General features: G+C 61.7%; 22 protein-coding genes and 1 tRNA gene. 17 read left to right on the plus strand and 6 right to left on the minus strand.

Annotated elements, in window-relative coordinates:
- Positions 1 to 26 precede the first annotated feature (26 nt).
- Together QD228_RS06780 and QD228_RS06785 are read left to right on the plus strand one after the other, a co-directional pair.
- Positions 27 to 794, plus strand: coding sequence for a TatD family hydrolase (locus QD228_RS06780; RefSeq protein ID WP_084208545.1), 768 nt, complete (start codon positions 27 to 29; stop codon positions 792 to 794).
- A gap of 133 nt (positions 795 to 927) precedes the next feature.
- A complete protein-coding gene (locus QD228_RS06785) occupies positions 928 to 3,684 on the plus strand; it encodes an EAL domain-containing protein (RefSeq protein WP_279874868.1) in 2,757 nt (918 codons plus the stop codon).
- A gap of 228 nt (positions 3,685 to 3,912) precedes the next feature.
- Here QD228_RS06785 and QD228_RS06790 read toward each other — a convergent pair whose 3' ends face one another.
- Positions 3,913 to 4,986, minus strand: a complete 1,074-nt coding sequence (locus QD228_RS06790) for a folate-binding protein (RefSeq protein WP_279874869.1) — start codon at positions 4,984 to 4,986, stop codon at positions 3,913 to 3,915.
- A 272-nt stretch (positions 4,987 to 5,258) separates the two neighbouring features.
- On the opposite strand from QD228_RS06790, the gene QD228_RS06795 reads away from it, so the two are divergent.
- From QD228_RS06795 to QD228_RS06830, 8 genes are all read left to right on the plus strand, one after another.
- Positions 5,259 to 5,450: a hypothetical protein gene (locus QD228_RS06795; RefSeq protein WP_077375895.1), complete on the plus strand. Its 192-nt coding sequence runs from the start codon at positions 5,259 to 5,261 to the stop codon at positions 5,448 to 5,450.
- Positions 5,451 to 5,512: 62 nt separating this feature from the next.
- Positions 5,513 to 5,947 (plus strand): OsmC family protein, encoded by a 435-nt coding sequence (locus QD228_RS06800; RefSeq protein ID WP_077375898.1) that lies wholly within the window; start codon positions 5,513 to 5,515, stop codon positions 5,945 to 5,947.
- Positions 5,948 to 6,021: 74 nt separating this feature from the next.
- Complete coding sequence (gene uvrB, locus QD228_RS06805; RefSeq protein WP_077375901.1) at positions 6,022 to 8,049, plus strand: excinuclease ABC subunit UvrB; 2,028 nt, start codon at positions 6,022 to 6,024, stop codon at positions 8,047 to 8,049.
- Between the two features lie 650 nt (positions 8,050 to 8,699).
- Positions 8,700 to 9,803: a branched-chain amino acid ABC transporter substrate-binding protein gene (locus tag QD228_RS06810; protein WP_084208548.1), complete on the plus strand. Its 1,104-nt coding sequence runs from the start codon at positions 8,700 to 8,702 to the stop codon at positions 9,801 to 9,803.
- Positions 9,804 to 10,033: 230 nt separating this feature from the next.
- On the plus strand, positions 10,034 to 10,954 hold the full coding sequence (gene livH / locus QD228_RS06815; protein ID WP_043336883.1) for a high-affinity branched-chain amino acid ABC transporter permease LivH: 921 nt from the start codon (positions 10,034 to 10,036) through the stop codon (positions 10,952 to 10,954).
- On the plus strand, positions 10,954 to 12,279 hold the full coding sequence (gene livM / locus QD228_RS06820; RefSeq protein WP_279874871.1) for a high-affinity branched-chain amino acid ABC transporter permease LivM: 1,326 nt from the start codon (positions 10,954 to 10,956) through the stop codon (positions 12,277 to 12,279). Before livH ends, livM begins: the two co-directional genes overlap by 1 nt.
- 82 nt (positions 12,280 to 12,361) lie before the next feature.
- Entirely contained in the window at positions 12,362 to 13,117 is a 756-nt protein-coding gene (gene livG / locus QD228_RS06825) for a high-affinity branched-chain amino acid ABC transporter ATP-binding protein LivG (RefSeq protein WP_084209691.1), read from the plus strand.
- A 74-nt stretch (positions 13,118 to 13,191) separates the two neighbouring features.
- Complete coding sequence (locus QD228_RS06830; protein ID WP_279875072.1) at positions 13,192 to 13,893, plus strand: ABC transporter ATP-binding protein; 702 nt, start codon at positions 13,192 to 13,194, stop codon at positions 13,891 to 13,893.
- Positions 13,894 to 14,047: 154 nt separating this feature from the next.
- Here the strand turns inward: QD228_RS06830 and QD228_RS06835 are convergent, their stop codons facing one another.
- Both QD228_RS06835 and QD228_RS06840 read right to left on the minus strand, forming a co-directional pair.
- Positions 14,048 to 14,404, minus strand: coding sequence for a hypothetical protein (locus tag QD228_RS06835; RefSeq protein WP_176494016.1), 357 nt, complete (start codon positions 14,402 to 14,404; stop codon positions 14,048 to 14,050).
- 207 nt (positions 14,405 to 14,611) lie between these two features.
- Positions 14,612 to 15,409 (minus strand): N-acetylmuramoyl-L-alanine amidase, encoded by a 798-nt coding sequence (locus QD228_RS06840; RefSeq protein WP_279874873.1) that lies wholly within the window; start codon positions 15,407 to 15,409, stop codon positions 14,612 to 14,614.
- Between the two features lie 426 nt (positions 15,410 to 15,835).
- Here QD228_RS06840 and QD228_RS06845 point away from each other — a divergent pair, with 426 nt between their 5' ends.
- From QD228_RS06845 to QD228_RS06860, 4 genes are all read left to right on the plus strand, one after another.
- Positions 15,836 to 17,341 (plus strand): fumarate hydratase, encoded by a 1,506-nt coding sequence (locus QD228_RS06845; protein ID WP_077375915.1) that lies wholly within the window; start codon positions 15,836 to 15,838, stop codon positions 17,339 to 17,341.
- Positions 17,342 to 17,512: 171 nt separating this feature from the next.
- On the plus strand, positions 17,513 to 18,940 hold the full coding sequence (gene cls, locus QD228_RS06850) for a cardiolipin synthase (protein WP_077375918.1): 1,428 nt from the start codon (positions 17,513 to 17,515) through the stop codon (positions 18,938 to 18,940).
- Positions 18,941 to 19,153: 213 nt separating this feature from the next.
- Positions 19,154 to 20,404 (plus strand): S-methyl-5-thioribose kinase, encoded by a 1,251-nt coding sequence (gene mtnK, locus QD228_RS06855; protein ID WP_279874875.1) that lies wholly within the window; start codon positions 19,154 to 19,156, stop codon positions 20,402 to 20,404.
- A gap of 160 nt (positions 20,405 to 20,564) precedes the next feature.
- Entirely contained in the window at positions 20,565 to 21,104 is a 540-nt protein-coding gene (locus QD228_RS06860; protein ID WP_077375924.1) for a YaeQ family protein, read from the plus strand.
- Between the two features lie 192 nt (positions 21,105 to 21,296).
- Here QD228_RS06860 and QD228_RS06865 read toward each other — a convergent pair whose 3' ends face one another.
- Together QD228_RS06865 and QD228_RS06870 are read right to left on the minus strand one after the other, a co-directional pair.
- On the minus strand, positions 21,297 to 22,400 hold the full coding sequence (locus QD228_RS06865; protein WP_127735216.1) for a GGDEF domain-containing protein: 1,104 nt from the start codon (positions 22,398 to 22,400) through the stop codon (positions 21,297 to 21,299).
- 320 nt (positions 22,401 to 22,720) lie between these two features.
- A complete protein-coding gene (locus tag QD228_RS06870; protein WP_084208554.1) occupies positions 22,721 to 22,996 on the minus strand; it encodes a hypothetical protein in 276 nt (91 codons plus the stop codon).
- Positions 22,997 to 23,207: 211 nt separating this feature from the next.
- Here QD228_RS06870 and QD228_RS06875 point away from each other — a divergent pair.
- Positions 23,208 to 23,284, plus strand: a tRNA-Pro gene (locus QD228_RS06875).
- Positions 23,285 to 23,297: 13 nt separating this feature from the next.
- Here QD228_RS06875 and QD228_RS06880 read toward each other — a convergent pair.
- Complete coding sequence (locus QD228_RS06880) at positions 23,298 to 23,441, minus strand: hypothetical protein (RefSeq protein ID WP_279874876.1); 144 nt, start codon at positions 23,439 to 23,441, stop codon at positions 23,298 to 23,300.
- 264 nt (positions 23,442 to 23,705) lie between these two features.
- Between QD228_RS06880 and QD228_RS06885 the strand changes: the two genes are divergently transcribed.
- The gene (locus tag QD228_RS06885) at positions 23,706 to 24,227 is read left to right on the plus strand and encodes a DUF1090 family protein (protein WP_279874877.1); all 522 of its coding nucleotides are present in this window, start codon (positions 23,706 to 23,708) and stop codon (positions 24,225 to 24,227) included.
- Positions 24,228 to 24,575: 348 nt separating this feature from the next.
- Complete coding sequence (locus tag QD228_RS06890) at positions 24,576 to 24,911, plus strand: hypothetical protein (protein WP_084208556.1); 336 nt, start codon at positions 24,576 to 24,578, stop codon at positions 24,909 to 24,911.
- The last annotated feature ends 26 nt before the right edge of the window (positions 24,912 to 24,937 follow it).

Below are 24,937 nucleotides of genomic sequence, written 5' to 3' on the forward strand. Positions count from 1 at the left end.
CAGTACGACCATCACCGGGATATTGCATGTTGATCGACAGCCATTGCCATCTGGATTTTCCCGTCTTCGCTCAGGATCGTGACGCGGTCATCGCGCGCGCCGTGAATGAGAGTGTGTCGAGGTTCGTGGTGCCATCCACCACGGTGGCCAGCTTCGCGGACGTGCTGGAACTCGTGCAGTCATCCCCGCGTATCTTCGGTGCCCTGGGGCTGCATCCCTATTTTCTGTCCGAGCATGGCGAGAGCGCGCTGGCGGCGCTTCATCAGGCCCTCGATCAGCATGCTGGCGACATCGTCGCGTTGGGCGAATGCGGCTTCGATGCACGACTGGCCGATCATGACGCCCAATGGCAGCTGTTCGAGGCCCAGCTGAGCATGGCACGCGAATTCTCCCTGCCTGTCATCGTGCATTGCGTGCGTGCCAATGACGAAGTGGCCAAGCGGCTCAAGAACGCGCGCCTCACCCGGGGCGGCATCATTCATGCCTTTGCGGGCAGTCAGGTTCAGGCTGAGCGCTTTCTCGAGCTCGGTTTCGTGCTGGGGCTGGGCGGCAGCGTGACCTACCCGCGTGCCCGCAAACTGCGGGGAGTCGTGGCGTCACTGCCGGAGGATGGCTTCGTGCTGGAGACCGACAGCCCCGACATGCCGTTGCAGGGCTTTCAGGGGCAACGCAATGAACCGGCCAGGGTGGCGGAGGTGGCAAGGAGTGTGGCATCGCTGCGTGAGTCCACTCTGGAGGCCATCAGCGAGACGACCAGCCGCACCGTGCAGCGTATTCTTCAACTGAGCGCCTGATCTAGACTGAACCCAGCACCTCGGCAGCACTGTGCCACGGGATTCAGGAGATCGCGTCATCATCGGTAACTCAATGCCTCGTAGAACGTCTGCTCATCCGCGACCGGATTCTGACAAGTCCGTACGCGCCTCCTTGAGGCAAGGCCCGCCCCGGGAGCCCCGCCATCGTCTGTGGCTGATACCGCTTCTGCTGATTGCCTCTGTTCTTGCCACCGCCTGGCTGGGTATCAGTCAAATACAGCAACTGCGAGCAGGAGAGCAGGATGCGGCGCGTCAGCGCGTCACCATGTGGGCCCAGGCCAGCCAGCGAGCCCTGGAAGGTCAGTTGCGCGAGCATGGCGATTGGCAAGAGGCCACCGAGGAGTTCCTGCGTTTGCCTGCCCCGAACCCTGAGTGGCTGGACTACATGTACGGGCCCGAGTTCTCGATCAATACGGGGATCCATCTCGTCGGGGCCATCAGAGGAAATGGCAAGGCCGCTGTCTGGCAGGAGCGACGTCCGGGGCTTGAGTCCGATGATTGGCAGGGGGCTCAGCCGCTTGCGTGGCGCCGCGCCATGGCCCCCTTGATCGAGAAGGCTCGCCAGACCCCGACGCGATCCGTCATCGCCTGGATGGTGCTGAACGGGCGGGCCTGGCTGGTGGGCGTGCACGGGCTCTATGCGGATGAAGACGCGCTTCCTTCACGGGAGGAGCAGGGCATGCTGGTGTTCGGGGTCCCCATGCGCCCGGAGTTGCTCAGCGAATCATCCGCTTCCCTGGGAGTGGAAAGACTTGAAGTCGTCAGTCAGTCACGCCAGATGAGCGGGGAAGCCGCTCTCGTCTGTAGCGACCTGCCGGCCATGAAGCGCTTCGATGAGCATGCTGCCATGGCCTGCTGGCAGGATGCAGATGACGTCACCGCGATGCTCAGGCAATTGGGAGCGCCCTTGGGGGCCTTGAGTCTGGTCATCGTGTTGGCGAGTATCGCGACAGGCGTCATGCTGTGGCGCGATCAGCGCCGTCGTCGAGATTGGGCCGCGCAGGGCCTGCAGCGTGAAGCTCAGCTTGAGCAGCATCTTGCCCTGAACGAACGGTTTCTGGCATTGCCGCATGAAGCGCACAACCCCCAGCACGCCTTGGCTACCTTGTCCGGCTATCTGCGTCGGGTACGAGAGATGACGGGAGCAGAAGTCATCATCTATCGGCGCGAGGTGGGCAACCCCAACGCAGGCTATCTGATCGTCGAGAGTCGTGATGAGCGGGAATGGTTGAGCAGTGTCTCGTTGCGGCGTGACCCTCTGTGGCGATTGCCGGCCGGGCGGATCGTGGCCAATCGTGCCACGAATGTGGACGCGTCCACCGAGGAGAGTGCCCAGCTGCTGTGTCAGCGTCTCGGGGCGACCCAGTTGCTGGGCTATTCCGTCTCGCCGCATCCCGGTCGCAGCGAGCTGCTGCTGGTCGCCAGTCGTGGTCAGGCGCTGGAGGAAAGCCTGATGATGCCGGTGCTGGACAGAACCCTGAATGCCTTGATCATTCGTGGACTGGAGCAGGAGCGCTTGCTGCTCCAGCAGCAGGTGCTGCAGGAGCGCGAGACGGATATTGACACCGGGCTATTGAGTCGTGAAGGCATGCTGCGCTTGATCAAGCTGCGTATCGATCAGTTGGGTCGTGTCTCGGGGCTTGATGGTTTCGTGCTGATGGCATTGCGTATCGGCGGGCTGCAGGAGCTCTATGAGCATGCGGGGCCGGAGGCGGGCAATCGCCAGCTGGAGTTGCTGCAGCGTCGACTGGACCCCTTGCTGGGCACATCAGGCCATGTCGCACGTCTGGAGACGGATCGTCTCTTGATCATGGTGCCACGACGGCTGCTCGAGGCCGCGCGGGGCGGCATCTGCGGCTGGCTGGATATGCTGCTGGTGGCGGTACGTCACAAGGTGTCGCTCAACGGCGAGGATATCTATCTGCTGCCCAGCCTCGGCATCAGTCGCTTTCCCGAGGATGGTGAGCAGATGGATGCGCTGGTCTACCGCTGTGAGCGCGCATTGCACGACACGCTTCAGCTCAATCGCGAGTGGCACTTCTTCGATGAAGAGGCCGAACGAGAAGTCAGGCGTCTCAAGCAGCTCGAAGCGGAATTCGTCGAGGGATTGCAGCAGGACCAGCTGCGGCTTCATCTGCAGCCGATCGTCGATGGACGGGATGGATCCCTCGTGCTTTCCGAGGCGCTGGTGCGTTGGCAGCATCCGGAGCATGGTCTGCTGGGCTCCGGCGACTTCATGCCGATCATCGAATCCGCCAACCTCGATGTGGCCCTGGGGCGCTGGGTCATCAAGGAGAGCATCGCCACCCTGATCCGTGTGCATGACGCCGGTCATGCGCTGCATCTCAGTGTCAATGTCACGGTCAGACACATGATGGACGAGCGATTTCTGGCGGATCTCAAGAGGCTGTTCCAACGGCCTGAGCTGTGTCGCCAACTGACCATCGAGCTGGTGGAGAGTCAGCTGCCGGAAGATATCCAGAGTCTGGCCATCCTCTTCCAGCGCATTCGCTCACAGGGTGTCGCCCTGGCACTGGATGACTTCGGGACCGGGTACTCGTCCCTGTCGCAATTGCAGCAACTGCCGTTCGACAAGGTGAAGATCGATCGGCAATTCGTGGTCGCGATGGATACCGACAAGGGGCGGGCGATGATTGATGCGATGCTGGGACTGGGGGAGGCCTTCCATCTGGCCGTGGTGGCGGAGGGTATCGAGACCCCTGAGCAACGCACGGCGCTTCTGGCACGCGGCTGTCATCTTCATCAGGGCTATCTCTACTCGCGTCCCTTGCCGTCCGAGCAACTGATCCAGCATCTCAAGGCCGGCAAGCACTGGTTGCCGGCCAGCGTCACTGGCGAAACGGGCTAGCGGTCTCGGCTCTCGCGCTTCGAGATGCCCAGGCCTTGACTCAGCCGGATGCTGCCAAGGTCAGCCTCTGATACAGCCAGGCATTGATACAGACAGGCCCCGACGAATCGCTTCGCCAGGGCCTGTCTGTCATGACGCCGCAGGCGGCTATCCAGGCCAGCCGTGGCGTCCGTGTCACGGCTGGCAGCGCTGCCTGGTGCTCATGTCTTCAAGCTCATGTCTTCAAGTTCATGCCTTGAGCTGTTCCGGGTCACGTCGTTCCAGCGGATAGGGCAGCGGGGCGCGGTGCAAGGGCTCCCCAGTCTCGAGGGTCAGGGGGGCTTCCTCATCGCGCAGGCTCACCACCGCCAGCACTTCCAGGCTGCCATCGGCATTGTTGGCGACCCGCAGGATCTCACCCATGGCCTTGCCTTCTGGCGAGACCACCTTGCCGCCCGGCTGCGGCAGAGGAGTGACCGGCTCTGCCGTCAGGCGCTGCAGGCGCTTCTTGACCTGACCACGGAAGTGGGCGCGGGCCACGACTTCCTGACCGGTATAGCACCCCTTCTTGAAGCTGATGGCCGCCAGCGCTTCCAGGTTGAGCATCTGCGGCAGCCAGACATCCGTCTGCTCCGAGTCCACCCACTGCAGGCCGGCACGAATGTCCTCGCACGCCCAGTGATTCTCGTCACCGGTATTGATGCCGCCATCGAGCAGTGCACGGCTGAGTCGGGTCACCTGCGCATCAGAGCCGACCAGTACGCCTCGTGCCATCTCTGCCCCCGGCTGGCGGGCAAGCACGGCATCCGGGGTTGCCAACATGGCGAAATCATGCGGGCCAAGCGCGGTGTGCTGTGAGGAGGCAGCATCGGCCAGTTGCTCGGCCGCCCGGGTCAGGGCGGGCTCTCCCGTGAGCCCCACGACCACGCTATCCTCCCGGACCTCGAGACTCACCTTGTAGAAGGGCGCGAACTTGGCAAGGTGCGCGCGCAGGGGCTCCGCCGTGCCCGTCGGCATCAGCAGCCACAGGCAATCCTCGCTGAGACGCATCAGCTGGGCCATCGCCAGAATCCGCCCCTTGGGAGTGCAGAAGGCGGTCAGCGGAGCGAGTGAGCCATCCACCAGCGCAAGCTGCTGCGAGGTCTGGCCCTGGAGAAAGCGCTCACCATCCGCGCCATTGACCGCGAGTACCTCGAAGCAGGAGAGGGGCGTGAGACTCCCGGCGCCATCGGTCTCGGGGGCAAGCGGCGACTCGGGGGCAAGCTTGCCCGCCTGTGTCGCGTGAAAGCCGTGGGCTTGCATCAGGGTCTTGAAATCAGTCATGTCGCGCTATCCTGTCGCAAAGGAGGGGTCCGCCGCAGGCGGTTCAATGCCTGAGAATTGCCAGCGGTACATTCGATGCAGGCATTGTCACGCGGCAGTGGTCAGCTGTCAGCCCCCGGCAGGGCAACACGGCATCTTTCGGGGCGATCCACTGGCATGAAAGCCTGAGGCGACTCGCTGGCATGCATGGGGGAGCCCTCGTCAAACGTGGTATTCTTGGCGGTTTGATCGCGCCTGCGATCCTTTTTATCCAGCGAGACAGGAATCACGAGATGGCCAGCTTTTCCCTTACATTGATCGGTGTCGAGAGCGTCAAGGATGTCAACAAGGTCACCACTGCCTTGATGATGATGGACGGGGTCAAGGAGGCCGAGGTCGGGCGTGGCTTTGCCGAGGTCGAAGGGCAGGTGCGGTATGACGCCGTGGTCAAGACCGTCGAGAAGGCGGGTTACAAGGTGAAGTGAGCGCTCTGCTCGCCAGCAGGCTCGGATGCGTCTCGCGAGAGTCCACGACAAGGAGGTAGTGCATGAGCATCGAGGTGATTACCCGCAAGGCTGGCAGCTTCGTCCATCGGGTTCAGGTCGCGAGCTTTGAGGAACTGCTGGTGGATGTGCCCACCGTGGTGGGTGGCGAGGACAGTGCGCCGGACCCGCACGACTACTTTGATCTCTCGCTGGGTGCCTGCAAGTCGATCACCGTGTTGATGTATGCGCGGCGCAAGGGGCTGCCACTCGCGTCCATCGTGACCACGGTGGACCGTGATGACAGTGATGAGCGTCGCGCAGGTGAGAACGCGGAGTATCGTCTGAGCGTCAGCATGCACTTCCAGGCCGAGGATGGTGCGGAACTCGATGAGGCGACGCGTCAGCGCCTGCTCGAGATTTCCGAGCGTTGCCCCATCCATCGACTGATGACCAGCACCCGGGTCAGTGTGACGAGTCGCGAGATATCACCCGAGTAGGGCGCGGTGTCCTTTCCCAAGTCTGGCCGCCACCGTCAGTTGAAGAGCGGCATGACCGCCACCATTGAGAGCGCATGAGCAAACCATTTCGCATCAATTCCAAGTTCAAGCCAGCAGGTGATCAACCGGCTGCCATCGAGAAGCTGATCACTGGCCTGGAAGCGGGTCTTGCGCATCAGACGCTTCTGGGTGTGACCGGCTCGGGCAAGACGTTCACCGTCGCCAACATCGTGGAGCGTCTGCAGCGCCCCGCGATCGTGATGGCGCCCAACAAGACGTTGGCAGCCCAGCTCTATGGCGAGTTCAAGTCGTTCTTCCCTGACAACGCCGTCGAGTACTTCGTCTCCTATTACGATTATTACCAGCCCGAAGCCTATGTCGCGTCCTCGGATACCTTCATCGAGAAGGACGCCTCGATCAACGACCACATCGAGCAGATGCGCCTGTCGGCGACCAAGGCGCTGCTGGAGCGGCGCGATGCGATCATCGTGGTCTCCGTCTCGGCGATCTACGGCCTGGGTGACCCGGATCAGTACCTGAAGATGCGTCTGCACTTCAATCGTGGTGAGCAGATCGACCAACGCGGTTTCCTCAGGCGCCTGGCGGAGCTGCAGTACACCCGCAACGACATGGATTTCCGGCGCGGTACCTATCGCGTGCGCGGCGACGTGATCGACATCTTCCCGGCGGACTCCGAGGAGCAGGCCGTGCGTGTCGAGCTGTTCGATGACGAGATCGACTCCATCCGCCTGTTCGATCCGCTGACTGGCGAAGTGGCCGAGTCGGTGCCGCGCATGACCATCTACCCCAAGAGCCACTACGTGACGCCGCGCGAGACCATCGTCGCCGCGGTCGATCACATCAAGGAAGAGCTGGTCGAGCGCCTCGATTACCTGCGCAAGCACGACAAGCTGGTCGAGGCGCAGCGTCTGGAGCAGCGTACCCTCTACGACATCGAGATGATGATGGAGCTGGGCTACTGCAACGGCATCGAGAACTACTCGCGCTATCTGTCCGGGCGTGATCCCGGCAATGCGCCGCCGACCTTCTTCGATTACCTGCCCAAGGACGCGCTGGTCTTCATCGACGAGTCCCACGTCAGCGTGCCTCAGGTCGGCGGGATGTATCGCGGTGACCGTTCACGCAAGGAGACGCTGGTCGAATACGGCTTCCGTCTGCCGTCGGCGCTGGACAATCGCCCGATGAAATTCGAGGAGTGGGAGAGCATCCTGCCCCAGACCGTCTTCGTCTCGGCGACGCCCGGTACCTATGAAGAAGAGCATGCCGGGCAGGTGGTGGAGCAGGTCGTCCGTCCCACGGGGCTGCTTGATCCGGTCATCGAGGTGCGCTCTGCCTCGACCCAGGTCGATGACGTGCTCTCCGAGATTAAGGCGCGCACCGAGGTCGGTGAGCGCGTTCTGATCACCACGCTGACCAAGCGCATGGCGGAAGACCTGACCGAGTATCTGGGAGAGCACGATGTTCGGGTGCGCTATCTGCACTCGGATATCGACACCGTCGAGCGCGTCGAGATCATCCGGGATCTGCGTCTTGGCAAGTTTGATGTGCTGGTCGGCATCAACCTGCTGCGTGAGGGCCTTGATATCCCGGAAGTCTCGCTGGTGGCGATCCTGGATTCCGACAAGGAGGGCTTTTTGCGCTCCGAGCGCTCCCTGATCCAGACCATCGGCCGTGCGGCACGCAACGCCAACGGCAAGGCCATTCTGTATGGCGATCGCATCACCGATTCCATGCAGCGTGCGATAGCCGAGACGGAGCGCCGCCGTGAGAAGCAGATGGCCTTCAATGAAGAGCACGGCATCACGCCGCGTACCATCACCAAATCGGTGGCGGATATCATGGAAGGTGCCCAGGCACCGGGACGCAAGAGCAGTCGTCGCAAGGGCAACGAGCGACAGGTGGCGGAAGAGACGCCGGACTATGCGGCTCTGGCGGCTCAAGGCCCTCAGGCACTCGAGAAGGAAATCAGCCGGCTGGAAGATGCCATGTTCGCGGCGGCCAAGAATCTCGAATTCGAGGAAGCCGGTCGACTGCGCGATCAGATCAATGACGTGCGCAACCGCCTGCTCGCGCTGGGCTGACGCTACTCTCCATCCCCCAGCATTCGCGTTGCTAAAGGCATGACCCTGCGCGCCCGACGATGTCACCCATCGTCGGGCGCGTGGCGTTCAGGCCTGGCGGGTATCTGACGGGGAGGTGCCATCAGCAGGTTATCCCGTTATCTTGTCTATTGCGTCGCAGATCATCATATTGCAGCTCAGTGCATGGCTCAGGGGCAACCGGTTGCCTCGGGAGGGCGGCAGGATTGCTTTTCCTACAACCTTGGGCGTAGCCGGGGTGGGTGCAGCAATGCGACCTGATGGTGCAAGTGAAGAGGGAATTCCTGTCAACTGCGTCTTCACATACGCCAATGACTGGCTTTCATCGTCAATGCCAACGATTGTCTGGCCAGAATGGAAAGCGCAGTCTTTTTCGCTATTGGTAGGGCCTTGGCCTGCATTCATGAGCGCTCAAACGGTCGCTTTACATGCGTATTCGCTGCTGCCAATAATGCTTTCAAGGCATTCCTGGCGTCGCGAGTCGCCTGCCTGATGGCTGGCGGCGGCGGACAAGGTCAGCGAATGACAGCGATTGTCGCCAGTCCTTTTCGGGCAGCGCAATGCTGCCGCAAGGCACCCGTCAGGTCTGCCCGGCCGTAGTACAACAATAATCGGGAACAGGAATTCTCATCATGATGCGCAGGTCTCTTCTCGCTCTCGGTATCGCCGCGGCGATGTCCACCCAGGCTCAGGCAGATATCACCATCGCCATGGCAGGCCCGGTCACGGGGCCGGTCGCCCAGTACGGTGACATGCAGTTCATCGGTGCCGAGATGGCCATCGAGCGGATCAATGCCGCCGGCGGCGTCGACGGCGAGATGCTCAAGGGCGTCAAATACGACGACGCCTGTGATCCCAAGCAGGCGGTGGCGGTCGCCAACCAGATCGTCAATGACGGCGTCCAGTACGTGATCGGCCACCTGTGCTCCAGCGCGACGCAACCGGCCTCGGACATCTACGCCGAGGAAGGCGTGATGATGATCACGGCGGCGTCCACCAGTCCGACCATCACCGAGCAGGGCTATGAGCTGGTCTTCCGCACCATCGGCCTGGACTCGCTGCAGGGGCCGGTTGCGGGGCGCTATATCGCCGAGACGATCAAGCCCAAGCACATGGCCGTGATCCACGACAAGCAGCAGTACGGGGAGGGTATCGCCACCGGCGTGCGCGATACCGTCGAGGAAGCGGGTATCGATGTGGTGCTGTTCGAGGGCATCACGGCGGGTGACAAGGATTTCTCGGCGCTGATCTCCAAGCTCAAGAAGGAGAACGTCGACTTCGTCTACTACGGCGGCTATCACCCGGAACTGGGCCTCTTGCTGCGTCAGTCGCGTGAACTTGGCTTCGACGCGCCCTTCATGGGGCCGGAAGGGGTCGGGAATCCGGACATTTCCAAGATTGCCGGCCAGGCCTCGGAAGGCCTGTACGTGACACTGCCGCCGGCCTTCGAGAATGACCCGAAGAACGCGGATCTGGTCGCGGCCTTCAAGGACAAGGAGCAGGACCCCTCCGGTCCGTTCGTCATGCCCGCCTACACCGCAGTGGAGCTGATCGCCGATGGCATCAAGGGCGCCGATTCCACTGACCCTTATGATGTCGCGGAATATCTCAAGGCCAACAGCTTCGACACGCCCATCGGCAAGGTCGAATACGATGAGAAGGGCGATCTGAAGGACTTCAACTTCGTCGTCTACAACTGGCACGCCGACGGTACCAAGAGCGAAGCGGCACATTGATCTGCGGCTGATATCAGCACTCGCTGCGGTCTTGTGACCTGTCATGAGGCCCGGCGGATCAATGCCGACACGCTGTCCCGTCATGCCGCGTGGCATGGCGGGCCTCTCCGTTCGGTCGAGTTCATGGCGATGCAACATCGCCGTGCCTTCCCGTCGTCGTCGCGCATGCGGCATTTCCCTGACAGTCTCCGGCCACAAGCCGATTACTGTCGCGGCCAAGGGTCGTTTCAATGGAAGACATCCTCTACTTCCTGCAGCAGGTCATCAATGGCCTGACCATCGGCAGTACCTATGCCTTGATCGCCATCGGCTACACGATGGTCTACGGCATCATCGGCATGATCAATTTCGCCCACGGCGAGATCTACATGATCGGCACCTACGTGACCTTCATCGTCATCGCGGCGCTGGGCATGCTGGGCATCGCCAACCCCTTCTTTCTGATGGCGGCCGCCTTGCTGGTGGCGGTGCTGGTGTCCTGTGCCTACGGTTTCGCCGTGGAGCGGGTGGCCTATCGCCCGGTGCGAGGCTCCAAGCGTCTGATCGCGCTGATCTCGGCGATCGGCATGTCGATCTTCCTGCAGAATTACATGCGTCTGGCCCAGGGCTCGCGGGACATGGCGATCTCCAGCCTGATCCCGGGCGGCTGGGAGTTCGGGCTGGAAAGCTTCGCGGTCAATCTGTCCTACATGCAGGTGATCATCTTCAGCGTCACGCTGGTGTGCATGCTGCTGCTGTCATCGTTCATCTCGCGCTCGCGCCTGGGGCGTGCCTGTCGTGCCTGCTCCCAGGATGCCGGCATGGCGCGTCTGCTGGGCATCAATACCGACATGATCATCTCGATGACCTTCGTGATCGGGGCGGCGCTTGCCGCCGTGGCGGGACTGCTGCTCGGCATGTACTACGGCGTGGTCAATCCCTACATCGGCTTCCTGGCCGGGCTCAAGGCGTTCACGGCGGCGGTGCTGGGCGGTATCGGCAGTATCCCCGGCGCGATGCTGGGTGGCCTGCTGCTGGGCGTCGCGGAGGCGCTGACCGGCGGCTATCTGTCCACGGAATACAAGGACGTGGTGGCCTTCGGACTGCTGATCCTGATTCTGCTGTTCCGTCCCTCCGGGATTCTCGGCAAGCCCGAAGTGGAGAAGATCTGATGCCCAAGCTTGCGAAACAGACTCTGAAGACAGCGGGCACCTCGCCCGCCGAGACGATTCCGCCGCAGCCTTCCTCTCGTCGTCCCTGGTGGTCGGCACTTGCGGCCGCCGTGTTGACTCTCGTGCTGGGTGGCTCGGTACTGGGGGTGCAGCTCGAGTCCACCGGTATCACCACCACGGTACGCTTGATGGGCATGGACACCTGGGGCTGGTTGCTGGCCGCGTCACTGGCCGTCTTCCTGCACCAGCTGGTGCGGCCACAGATCGAGGAATGGCGTGCGCGTACCCGCAAGCCATCACGTTTCCGCGTCCCCGACGTGATGAGCGGTCAGAAGCGTCAGCTGTGGATCATGCTGGCCATCGGTGCGCTGCTGATCTTCCCGTTTCTGTCCAACCGCTCGGCGGTGGATCTCGCGACCCTGACGCTGATCTACATCATGCTGGGCCTGGGGCTCAACGTGGTGGTGGGTCTCGCGGGACTGCTGGATCTCGGTTACGTGGGCTTTTATGCCGTCGGCGCCTATACCTACGCACTGCTCAATAGCTACCTGGGCTTCAGCTTCTGGGAAGCGCTGCCCATCGCGGGGTTGATGACGGCGCTGTTCGGCTATCTGCTCGGCTTCCCCGTGCTGCGGCTGCGGGGTGACTACCTGGCCATCGTGACGCTGGGCTTCGGCGAGATCATCCGTATCCTGCTCAACAACTGGACGGAGCTGACCGGCGGCCCGAATGGCATCGCGCGCATTCCCAAGCCGACCTTGTTCAATCTCGAGTTCTCGCGGCGAGCCGATGAGGGCAACATCGCCTTCCATGAGTTCTTCGGCATCGACTACGACCCGGCCTTCAAGGTCATCTATCTGTACCTGCTGGCCTTGATCCTGGTGCTGATCACGCTGTTCGTGATCTATCGGCTGCTGCGCATGCCCATCGGGCGGGCGTGGGAGGCGCTGCGCGAGGATGACATCGCCTGTCGTTCACTGGGCATGAATCCCACCGGCATCAAGCTCTCGGCCTTCACGATCGGGGCGAGTTTCGCGGGCTTCGCCGGTGCCTTCTTCGCCGCGCGTCAGGGCTTCATCAGTCCCGAGTCCTTCACCTTCATCGAGTCGGCGATCATTCTCGCCATCGTGGTGCTGGGCGGAATGGGCTCCCAGCTGGGCGTCATCCTGGCGGCGATCGCCATGACGCTGTTGCCGGAGCTGGCCCGTGAGTTCAATGAATATCGCATGTTGCTGTTCGGGCTGATGATGGTGCTGATGATGGTGTGGCGTCCTCAAGGCCTGGTGCCGCTCAAACGACCGCAGATGGAGCTCGACCGTGGCTGACGCACATGACAAGCAAGCTTTCGACAATGAGGCGCCAGCCGCTTCCTCACACCGCCGGGCACGCGCCGAGGGCGGGGCACCGCTGCTGGACGTACGTGATCTCACCATGCAGTTCGGTGGCCTCAAGGCCGTGGACGGCGTGACGCTTCAGGTACATCCGGGCGAGGTGGTATCGGTCATCGGGCCGAATGGTGCGGGCAAGACCACCGTCTTCAACTGCATTTCCGGCTTCTATCAGCCCACCGGCGGCGAGGTGTATTTCCAGAATCGCGCCATGCATCGCCTGCCGGGGTACCGGATCGCCCAAGCTGGCATGGTGCGCACCTTCCAGAACGTGCGGCTGTTCAAGGAGATGACGGTCATCGAGAACCTGCTGGTGGCGCAGCACATGCACGCCGAGCGCAATCTTCTCAAGGGCCTGTTCAAGACGCCGGGCTATCGCCGCAGTGAAAAGGCGCTGATGCAGCATGCCGGTGACTGGCTGGAGCGTGTCGGTCTGCTCGAATTCGCCAATCGCGAGGCCGGCAATCTGGCCTATGGGCAGCAGCGGCGACTCGAGATCGCGCGATGCATGGTGGCCAGGCCACGGCTGCTGATGCTGGATGAGCCAGCGGCTGGCCTCAACCCCAACGAGACCCGGGATCTCGATGACCTGATCGTCAGCCTGACCCGCGATGAGGGCATCTCGGTGCTGTTGATCGAACACGACATGAGTCTGGTGATGGGCATCTCGGATCACATCTACGTGGTCAATCAGGGTCAGCCGCTGGCGGATGGCTGCCCGGATGACATTCGACGCAACGATGCCGTGATCAAGGCCTATCTGGGGGAGGAATGAGCATGAGTGAGCATGTTGATGCAGTCATGCCAGAGACCGTGCCTGCCAGCGAGGCACTTGCGCCGCGGGATGCCATGCTGGCGCTCGAGCATCTGACGACACATTACGGGCCGGTGCAGGCACTCAATGATGTCTCGCTGGCCGTGGGGCAGGGCGAGATCGTGACGTTGATCGGTGCCAACGGCGCCGGCAAGACGACGCTTTTGATGTCGATCTGTGGCGATCCGCGTCCGACCAGCGGGCGGGTGTGGTTCGAGGGCGAGGAGATCACCGGCACACCCACGGCGCGCGTGATGCGCGGTGGGCTGTCGGTGGTGCCGGAAGGTCGCCGCATCTTCACCGGCATGACGGTGGAGGAGAATCTCGCCATGGGCGGCTATTACCAGAGCAAGGAGGAGAACGAACGCAGCATCGAGCATGTGCTGGGGCTCTTCCCGCGCCTCAAGGAGCGCTTCCATCAGCGCGGCGGCACCATGTCCGGTGGCGAGCAGCAGATGCTGGCCATCGGGCGTGCCCTGATGAGTCGGCCGCGGCTGTTGTTGCTGGATGAGCCTTCGCTGGGGCTGGCACCCATCGTGATCGGGCAGATCTTCGAGATCGTCGAGCAGCTGCGCGAGCAGGGCACCACCATCTTCCTGGTGGAGCAGAATGCGCATCGCGCCCTGTCGATCGCCGATCGCGGCTATGTGCTGGAGCACGGTCGCGTGGTGCTGGCGGACAGCGGCAAGGCGCTGCTGGCCAATGATGACGTACGTCGCGCCTATCTTGGCGGTTGAGAGGCCTGGCACGTGATTCGCTGTCGCGTCTCACCGGAGGAAGGCAATGCAACAGAACGCGCCCCTGTCACTGAACCCTCGGTGGCAGGGGCGCTTTCTTGAGGACGCGATGCAGGGTGCGAGCCAGGGGGCGGGTAAAAGTGGCGTGAATGGCTTACGCCGAGAGAGGTGTCACGAATTCTTCCGGAGCATAGGCGACGCCGTCATGGATACGATAATGATCGGTAGGGCCGGAGACCTGGCAATTGCTGACGCAGGCCTGGCTGGCGGGAAGCTGGCGCAGCGGATAGCGCACACCGGATTGACACAGTTCCAGCATCTTCTTGAGCGCGCTGCGCTCACAGAAGCCGCATAGGCATTCAAGGGCATTGTCGAGACAGTCTTCCTCGCTCATGCCTGCCCCATAGATGCGCTTGTCATCACAGACGACGAACCCGAGCGCTCCGGGGAGAGGGGTGGTTGGCATGTCGTCTGCCGTATCGGGTACTGCACTGAGAATGTTATCGGCCATGATGAACCTCATCGTGATGGGGGTTCCGGCGTCTCCTCGCCAGTCGCAAGCGTGTGGATCCATGACCCTCTCTGGTCATGTCTGTACCCAGAGTAGACGGCCGTTGGCAAAGTGCCATGCAACACCGCTCCAGGTGTCAGGGAAGTGTCGATGCTGCGGCAGCAATGTGACAGATGAATGACGATTGGATGACGGAAATCCCCCAGTTCACCGGGCCTGACAGGGCGTCGATTGGCGATAGCGCATGTTGAGGGCCAGCAGGATCGCGGCGCTTTCCGCATCAAACTGGCCACTGATGGCCCCGGGGCGAAAGTGTGCCTGAAACGCGGCGATCGCCATCCAGGGCCGCTCGGCCTCCACTGGATAACCATAGTGGGCGAGCGCCGCGATCAAGGTCTTCTCCGCAGGCAGTCCATCGCTGGCCATCTGTCGTCGAAAGCAGCTGACGTCGGCATCCCGTGGCCAGGCCCCGATGCCGGCTTCATGCAGACGGCGCCAGGGGAAGCGCGGGCCCGGGTCGGTCTTGCGGTCCGGGGCGATGTCGGAATGTCCGACGACATCCACCGCCTTGATGTCATGGCGGCGCACAATGGGGGAGGCCAGCGCGATCAAGGCCGCGATCTGCTGTTCGTTCCAGGCCGCGAAGTGCCGATCAGGGGACCAGCGCCTTGCCACGCCGGTAGCTCGGGTCTCCGTCTGCCCGGGTGCCAGGGGCGTGAGCGCTTCGGGTCCGGCATTGACCATCTCGATGCCGATGGAGGTGTCGTTGAGGTGGCCGCGTTCACCCCACTGGCTGATGCCGGCGTGCCAGGCGCGGCGGTTCTCTGACACCAGCGGGTAGACACGGGGAAGCGCTTCGCCATCTGCAGGTGCCGAGAGCAGGTAATGCGCGCTGACGTCAGCGCCGGTGAGGCTGATCAGAGAGCCTGTGAGATCATCATCGGTGTAATGCAGTACCAGGTGCCGCACGCGAGAATTGCTTTGACTCTCGGTGCTGGCCTCCATCCGCTGATAGCTCCCCGAGGCCTCGTCAGTGTCCGACCGGGAATGCTGCATGCAGCCCGACAGCAGCGTCAGCGAGGCTATCGTCAAGCAGGTGAGAGGGCGAAACGCGTTGAAGCCTGATGTCATGAGTCGCTCGCGAGGGGAAGTGGCAGTGAAGAGGTGGCAGTGAATCGGGGTCATCGCGCGGGGCATGATGGCAGTCTCCACGCCCGTCATTTGCGCTGGATGAGCTGGGATGTCCTGACATGCGGGTTGCAGGATTCGCTCTGCCGCCGCGTGCTCGCTTGAGGTATAATCCCGGCCACCTGACCCGGCGCCCGCCCCATGGTGGCGCGATTTCTGTCCCTGACAACAGTAATCGGCCTGACGCCCTGGGCGCCAGTGTGCCTGTCTTTTCCATCGCTTGCCCTTGAGGAGCCGATCCTGATGACCGTGATCCGCCAGGATGACCTGATCCAGAGCGTCGCCGACGCGCTGCAGTACATCTCCTACTACCATCCGAAGGACTTCATCGACGCCATGAACGCGGCGTACGAGCGTGAAGAGAATCCTGCCGCCAAGGATGCCATCGCGCAGATTCTGATCAACTCCCGGATGTGTGCCCTGGGTCATCGTCCCATCTGTCAGGACACCGGTATCGTCACCGTCTTCGTCCATGTCGGCATGAACGTGCGCTTCGAGGCCGAGATGAGCCTGGATGACATGGTCAACGAAGGCGTCCGCCGCGCCTATCTGCTGCCGGACAACGTGCTGCGCGCCTCCGTGCTGGCAGACCCGGACGGCAAGCGTGCCAACACCAAGGACAACACGCCGGCCATCATCCACCACAAGCTGGTGCCGGGGGATACCGTCGAGATCCACGTCGCGGCCAAGGGCGGCGGCAGCGAAGCCAAGTCCAAGTTCGCGATGCTCAATCCTTCCGACTCCGTGGTCGACTGGGTGCTGGAACAGATTCCGAAGATGGGCGCTGGCTGGTGTCCGCCCGGCATGCTGGGCATCGGCATCGGCGGTACCGCCGAGAAGGCGATGCAGCTGGCCAAGGAATCCCTGCTCGAGCCGATCGATATCCAGGAACTGCAGAAGCGTGGTGCCTCCAACCGTGCCGAAGAGATCCGTCTCGAGCTGTTCGAGAAGGTCAACGCGACGGGTGTCGGCGCACAGGGCCTCGGCGGTCTGACCACCGTGCTCGACATCAAGGTCATGGATTACCCGACCCACGCGGCCAACAAGCCGGTGGCGATCATCCCGAACTGCGCGGCGACCCGTCACGTGCACTTCACCCTGGATGGCAGCGGCGCTGCAGAACTGCCGGCACCGAAGCTCGAGGACTGGCCGGAAATCACCCGTGAAGCGGGCGACAGCGTCAAGCGCGTCAACCTCGACACCGTGACGCCCGAGGAAGTGCAGAGCTGGCAGCCGGGCGACACCCTGCTGCTCAACGGCAAGCTGCTGACCGGGCGTGATGCGGCCCACAAGCGCATGACCGAGATGCTGGCACGTGGTGAGCAGCTGCCGGTGGATCTGAAAGGTCGCTTCATCTACTACGTCGGCCCGGTCGATCCGATCCGTGACGAAGTCGTCGGACCGGCTGGCCCGACCACCGCGACCCGCATGGACAAGTTCACGCGTACGCTGCTGGAAGAGACCGGCCTGTTGGGCATGGTCGGCAAGGCCGAGCGTGGCCCGACCGCGATCGACGCCATCCGTGACAACAAGTCCAGCTACCTGATGGCGGTCGGCGGCGCCGCCTACCTGGTCGCCCAGGCGATCAAGAAGTCCCGCGTGCTGGCGTTTGAAGACCTGGGGATGGAAGCGATCTACGAATTCGAGGTCGAGGACATGCCGGTCACCGTGGCGGTCGATAGTGCAGGTGTCTCCGTGCACCAGACCGGCCCGGCCAAGTGGAAGGAAATCATCGCCAGCCGCGCCTGAAGGCCGTCTGCGTGATGTGCACGTCATGTCCGTGAGGGCATGAGCCAGGAACCCCGCCCGTGTCATGACATCGGCGGGGTTCTGCGCATCTGGACTCTGCCACGCCGAGGCATCGTTGCCAGCGCAGCTGTGGCATAATCTGGCGACCCTGACGCCTGCAATGGAGCTGCAATGACCGCCTGGTTACTTGGCTTTCTGCTGTTGAGCAGTCACATTCTGGGTGCGATGACCGCCGTCATGGCCCTGATGTCCAGTCGTACCTCACAGGGTGCGATTGCCTGGATTCTGTGTCTGCTGACCTTCCCCTACGTCGCCCTGCCGCTTTACTGGGTATTCGGGCGTCCCCGTTTCTATGGCTATGTCAGTGCTCGCGAGGAGCGTGACTCGACGATGCGACGCGTCTTGATGCGTTTCCGTCCCAAGCTCTCCCCCTGGCTCTCGCGTCCGCTGGGCGGCAACCCCACGCACCTGGATGCCATCGAACGTCTGGCGATGATGCCGGTAACCACCGGCAATCGCGCCAAGCTGTTGATCAATGGCGAGGAGACGTTCGATGCCCTGTTCGCGGCCATCAAGGCGGCCGAGGATTACATCCTCATCCAGTTCTTCATCGTGCGGAATGACGAGCTCGGTGTACGGCTCAAGCAGGCACTGATGAAGCGTGCCGAACGTGGCGTGCGGGTCTGTTTCCTGTATGACGAGATCGGCTCGCGCAAGCTGCCGGATGGGTACCTCAATGATCTGCTGGAATCCGGCTGCGAGGTGAGTGCCTTCAACTCTTCGCGGGGCTGGCGGCACCGCTTCCAGATCAACTTCCGCAATCACCGCAAGATCACCGTCATCGACGGCCGAGTGGGCTTTGTCGGCGGGCTGAATGTGGGCAATGAGTATCTGGGCCATTCCGAACGCTACGGCGCCTGGCGCGATACTCACCTCAAACTGGAAGGACCCAGCGTGATGGGGCTGCAGGAGGCCTTCTGGGAGGACTGGCACTGGGCGACTGGCGAGGTGCTGTCGCTGGAGTGGGAGCCTCGCATCAGCTGTGAAGAGTGTCAGCACGTGGTGATCGTGCCTTCCGGCCCGGCGGACCGTCGCGAGACGGCCAGTCTGCTGGTTCAGCAGGCCATCCACTCCTCGGTCAGCCGCATCTGGATCACCAGCCCCTATTTCGTGCCGGACCAGGGCGTGCAGGATGCCTTGAAGCTGGCAGCGCTGAGAGGCGTGGATGTGCGGGTGATGATCCCCGAACGTCCCGATCATCTGCTGGTGTTCCTGTCGGCCTTCTCGTTCCTCTCCGACATGATTCGCTCGGGCGTGCGCGTCTTCCGCTATCAGCCGGGCTTTCTGCATCAGAAGGTGATGTTGATGGACAGTCACACGGCGACCATCGGGACGGTCAACCTCGACAATCGCTCCTTCCGTCTGAACTTCGAGGTCACGGCCTTCGTGCCGGATCACCAGTTCGCGGCAGAGGTGGAGGCCATGCTCGAAGAGGACTTCCGTCATTGTCGCGAGATCAGCTGCGAGGAGCTGGAGGCGCGGCCCATGTGGCGCAAGCTGGTGTCGCGGGCGGCCTATCTGCTGGCCCCGATCCAGTGACCCCGCACACTGCATGAACCTGCCGCCTGCCGAGTTGAACGAAACTCACTCGGCAGGTCTTGTCATTCGTGGCCATTGCAGGCATCTTCTCGCTATAACTGATCGCCTGTTTATTTCTTTTTGGAATAAACTGAGAGCCTGGATGCTTCTCTCGTCATGCATTGGAGAGGGCATCCAGGACGGCGGCTTCATGATTCCGCGCTGAGACCTGCCATGACCGTTCAAGACCCTCACGCCAGCCAGGCACCTTCCATCGAGTATCAATTCCGGGATGACGCTGATGTCATTGCCTTCGTACGCCTGCATGTCAATGATCAGTTGCCGGGCTTTGCGACGGCCAGTGACCTGCTGGTCGAGGAGATCGGCGATGGCAACATCAACTATGTCTATCGCGTCTGCACGCCGGACCGCTCAACCTCGGTGATCGTCAAACAGGGGCTGCCCTGGGTGCGCATCATCGGCGAAAGCTGGCCGCTGTCGCTGGTGAGGGTGCGCATCGAGGCCGAGACGCTGCAGTTCGAGGCCGAGTGCGCGCCTGAACTGGTGCCGGCGCTCTATCACTTCGAGGAAGCCCGCTCGGCGATCGTGATGGAAGATATCGGCGATCACCGCAATCTGCGACACGCCTTCCTTGAGCGCACAGTGTTACCTGAGCTGGGCGCGCAGATGGGGCATTTTCTGGCCACGACGCTCTATCGCAGCAGTGATCTGGCACTCGATGCCCACGACAAGAAGGCGCGCGTCGCACGCTTCACCAATCCCGATCAATGCAAGATCACCGAAGACCTGTTCTTCGTGGACCCGTTCTGCGATCACGAGCGCAACAGCATCAATCCGGCGCTGCGCAGCGATGCCGAAGCCCTGTGGCAGGACGCGGCACTCAAAGTGGAAGTGGCGGAGCTCAAGCAGCGCTTCCTGTCCACGCCCGAGGCGCTGCTGCATGGCGACCTGCATGCGGGATCGATCTTCGTGCGTGAAGACAGCACCAAGGTCATCGACCCGGAATTCGGCTTCTTCGGTCCGGCGGGCTTCGATATCGGCAGCTGGCTGGCGGCGCTGTGGCTGGCAGCCTGCGCGCATACCGAACTCGAGGGTGAGGAGGGCGACAGGCGTGACTACGTGGCGCAGTTGCGTGCCCAGGCGGTCGCCAGTTGGGAAAGCTTTGCCCGCGAGTATCGTGAGCAGGCCGCCCACACGTCGGATGCCAGCTTCGCGGCACCCGGGGTGGCGGAACGATTGCTGAGCCGTATCCTGCGTGATGCGTTGGGTTATGCGGGCTGTGAGTTGATTCGTCGCACCATCGGGCTTGCGCACGTGCTGGAGCTTGAGTCGATCAACGATGATGCCGTGCGGGCGCGTGCCGAGCGCCGTGCCCTGGCACTCGGGCGCGAGCTCATCCTCGCGCGTGAGTCGCTGGAAGACCTCGCGGCGGCGGATGGCGTGGTCGCGCGTCTGCTGGGGTGAGGCATGCAGCGTCAGGGCTTTGACGCTCGTCGCAAGCGTTGCGGCGCCGGCTAGGGTAGACTCTGCGCTTTCATCGCCACGCAGACAGGCTTGTCCTGGCTGCGTGGGTCGCTGGCGGGAGATGTCCTGCCGAGCATCCGCTTTTCAATAAGAGACTTTCATGGCCCTGTCTTCCACGCCTTACAAGGTTGATCTCTCGCTGACCGACCTTGATCGTGGTGTCTACGAGACCCTGCGTTTTACCGTTGCCCGTCACCCCTCTGAAACCGAGCTGCGTCTGTGTGTTCGCCTGTTGGGCCATGCGCTGTGGTACAGCGAGAACATCGCATTCGGGCGTGGTCTGTCGGACGTCGATGAACCGGCGCTGTGGGAGAAGAGCCTGGATGGGCGCGTGCTGCACTGGATCGAAGTCGGCCAGCCGGATGCCGAGCGCCTGACCTGGTGTTCGCGGCGCACCGAGCGCACCTCGCTGCTCGCCTACGGTAGCCTGCGCGTCTGGGAAACCAAGGTGGTACCGGCAGTGGCTGGATTGTCCAATCTGAGCATTGCCGCGGTTCCTGAGGGCGCACTGGACGCCATCACCGAATCCCTGCCACGCAACATCAAGTGGACCATGATGATCTCCGAGGGCACCATCTTCATCACCGATGACAATGGTCAGCACGAGATCAATCTGGAGTGGCTGAAAGGGGAGCGCTGAGCGACATGCCGTTCGCGGCACTGGCTGACTGCCCCTGAACCTTCAGGTCAGATACCACGAGACAGCCCCCGCAAATCTTGATTTGCGGGGGCTGTCTCGTAGAGGGCGAATCGTAGGGGGTAAATCGTAGAGGGCGAATCGTGGCGAACGACTCGCAACGCAGGCAGATCTGATTGCCGGAGAGGCCTGGCCTCACACCATGCTGATGTCGTGATCGACGATGAGTTGATCACGGCCGCTGGCCTTGGCGTGGTAGAGCGCCTCGTCGCTGCGTTGCACCCAGCTGCTGAGGGTATCCGGATGGCGCCGTTCACTGACCCCGGTACTGAAGCGGATCACGCCGTGGGCCAGGGGAGACGCCTCACAGCTTTCACGCAACTGGCGATCGAATTCTCGGGCCACGGCAAGATTGCCCGGCAGCAGGATCATGAATTCCTCTCCCCCATAACGCCCGGCCTTGCCTGAGTATTCTCGGCTCAACGTCTGGATGTGCATCGAGAAGTGCGCCAGGACCTGGTCGCCGTAGGGGTGGCCGTGGGCATCATTGATCTGCTTGAAGTGGTCCAGATCACAGATCAGCAGACAGCTGATGTCGCGTCCGCTGAGGTGGTGTTCGGCGTGTTCATGGATGGTGCGGTGATTGTAGAGTCCGGTCAGACTGTCCAGTCGGCTCAGGCGTTCAAGCTTCTTTGCATAGGCGCGAGCCAGATCACGCTCCTCTCGAATGCGCTTGGCGTAACCGGCGATCACGAGGCTCAGCAGTCCGAACGCCAGGGTATAGCTGACCCCCATGTCCAGGCTGCGCATCGCGGTACTCGCGTAGGAGGAGACCAGTTGCGGGTTGGCCATCTCCCCCCACAGCAGAATCCAGGGCATCAGCATCAGGCCGCTGATGATGACGCCACGACGCAGACGGTCCGGCGGGAGAACCCCCAGCACGTAAGCGGCGGCCATGAGATAGAACAGCAGCGTCGGGCCCGAGGCGCCGTGATTGAAGACCCAGTTGCCCGGCAGCATCACGAAGGTCACCAGGGTGCAGAACAGCCAGGACATGCGGCTGAACTCCCCGTGGAAACGTGAGCGATACCACATCACCATGACCATCAGACTGATGACGGCAAGCGCCACGCTGTACGCGGGGACCGTCAGCTCCATCAGATAGTTGAAGACAGCGGAAAACAGGCCGATCAGGACGGCGGATACCAGAAACCCGTGGTGCAGAATCTGTCGTGCGGAGCCATTCTCGCCAACCAACCAGCGCCAGCTGGTGCCTACCATTTTTGCAAGACGAGTCATGGTACCTCGACGGTCATTGGGCCAGTCGGATGCTTCAGGCATCGGCTGATGATGAAGGCTCATGTGACGTTGGTCGTTGTTCAGTGTCAGCCTACTCGAGGAAAGCCGTTTCCGGTTTCACTGTGCCCCAACGTTTCTCGCCTGTGCGGGCGGGCGTGACTCACCATCGCCTCAGGGACCGCCTGTCCTCGATGACAGGCGGCAGGGCAGCAGTGGTCCGGCGACAGGCTCGGATTTCATGAGATAGTCCTCATGCTGTTTGGACGATACTGCCAATGGCTGGCCGATGCATCTTTTCTCGTGTGGCTGCCTGTCCGAGGCTATTTCCACGGCGTGTAGCGATAGCTGTCCGGGTCCGAGGGGTCAGGCTTGTCCGACTCGGTGAGTGCCACGAGGGTGTTGCCGTCATCATCTTCTTCCACTTTCGTGACGGTGACGGGGAAGTTGGGTGACAGGGCGTCCAGTGCAGGCCAGTCCCCTTTCTGTATCGTGTTGCCCGTTTGCGGCGTGCTACTGGCACTGACCTTGATCGGGTCGCCGCTGACGGTTTGCCCGTTCTTCAGGTGCGTCGTGAGAGTGAAATGAACGTTCGCCATGTCATCCTTCCTATCAAGTGGTACTGATGGGGTCATGACTAGAACATGGTTCGTCCCATGGGAGAATTCAATCTTTTCCGGAGCGCCACGGGTCGCGAGTCACGCACTTGCGCGACGAATGACAAGAAATGTTCATATCGGGCTTTTCTTTTTGAGATCAATGCGGTACATTACGTCTCGTCTTGAGGGGGAAGCCTTTCAAGGACGAAGTCGGGACGTGGCGCAGCTTGGTAGCGCGCTGCAATGGGGTTGCAGAGGTCGCAGGTTCGAATCCTGTCGTCCCGACCAGAATTGAAGGGGTTCAGAAGACTTTCAATCGCTTGAAAGCCTCTGAATTCCGAACGATGATCCCTATATGATCCCAGTTCATTCGGTCATCGTTGCAAAGAAGCCAGCTCATTGAGCTGGCTTCTTTGCGTTCTTTCAGAGCGCTGGCAGCGCTCATGGTCTGTTGTCCTTTCTCGAGCGCTATCCTTCTGCTCTCGTCCTCTCGTCCTCTCGTCCTCTCGTCCTCTCGTCCTGCCGTTCTACTTTATTGTCATGATTTCGTCCTTGCTCACTTGCTGACGATCTTTCGCTCGACCCTCTGGTGGTTCAAGGGGCTATCGGTTCGCGGGCATGGATGCCGGTCTCCAGGTTCTTTGGTCTCCAGGTTCTTTGGTTTCCAGGTTCTGTGGTTTCCAGGTTCTGTGGTTTCCAGGTGCAATGGATGGCTGTCAGTGAACTCGTGACAGTGCTTCTCGCTTGTCTTCTATTAGCGATTACGGTACTGGTGGGTCGAGACCCCCCCACCCAGGAAAAGATCATGTCCAGAGACGCTACCCTCGGCCGAGCTATCGCATTGCCATTGATTGCCATGGGGCTGAGTGCCTTGGCATCTTCCGTGTCCGCGGCCTCTCCAGAACTCGTGAGTGGTTGTCAGGACAAGGCAGATTCGATCAAGCAGGAGCTCGAGGATGCCAATGCGCAGGGAAATGCCCATAAGGTGGAAGGCTTGAAGAAAGCGCTCGCGGCTGTGGAAAATGGCTGTGATGAATCCACCTTGCACAAGGAAAGAGAGCAGAAGATCCGCGAAAGGGAGGAGGAGGTCGGGGAGCGTCGACAGGAGCTGGAAGACGCCTTGTCGGATGGTGACAAGGACAAGATAGAGAAGAAAGAGAAGAAATTGACGGAAGCCCAGAAAGCGCTGAGCGAGGCGAGAGGTGAATTGGCTGGCGATGGAAGTCTTTGATCGTTTTCGTAAGAGAGACATGAGAGAGACATGAGCCGGTTTGACGTCCTCGTCCGCCAGTGTCCCGACCAGAGTCCAGATAGAGGCCAGCCGAGAGTTCGGTTGGCCTCTTCTCTTGTCGCGGGATGAAAGGACATGAGCATCTGATACGGTGAGCGAGAGTGGTCAGGGCTTGCATCCGGTCGTGTTATATCATTTCAACATATTGATATTGCTGAGTTATTGCGCTTATTGATCAAGATCAAGAAAGGCTCGATCTGCGAGGCCGGGTCATGTTCGCATGGCTTTCTTGATGCTGTGAGTATTAGATTTCTAGTATATACTGGCTTGCCTTCAAGGGAGGTGAGAATGAAAACGGTTAACATTTACATGGAGAGTCGGTTCAACCCGGAGCGTTCCATCCTCAAGGAAAGTCTGGGGGATGGCTACGTGGCAAGGACCTGTGCGGCGCAAGCCCCCAACTTCCTGTTCGAGGTGCATCAGGGACAGGACTTCGTGCTGGGGATAGAGGTCGCGGGGGCACGCAGTGCCGAATTCCTGTCGATCATCACGGAGGATTACGTCTATCAGCATCCCAGCATCGAGCCGAAGACGCTGGCGGAGTATCTCAAGAGTCGTGCGCAGCACCCGATCCGACGCAGGAAGCGTCAGGTCGAGGTATCCCCAGTGGCGTACTCTGGCTGAGAGTGCGTGCCTCAGACGTGCACATG

This window comes from Cobetia sp. 3AK (assembly GCF_029846335.1).
GTDB lineage: Bacteria > Pseudomonadota > Gammaproteobacteria > Pseudomonadales > Halomonadaceae > Cobetia > Cobetia marina.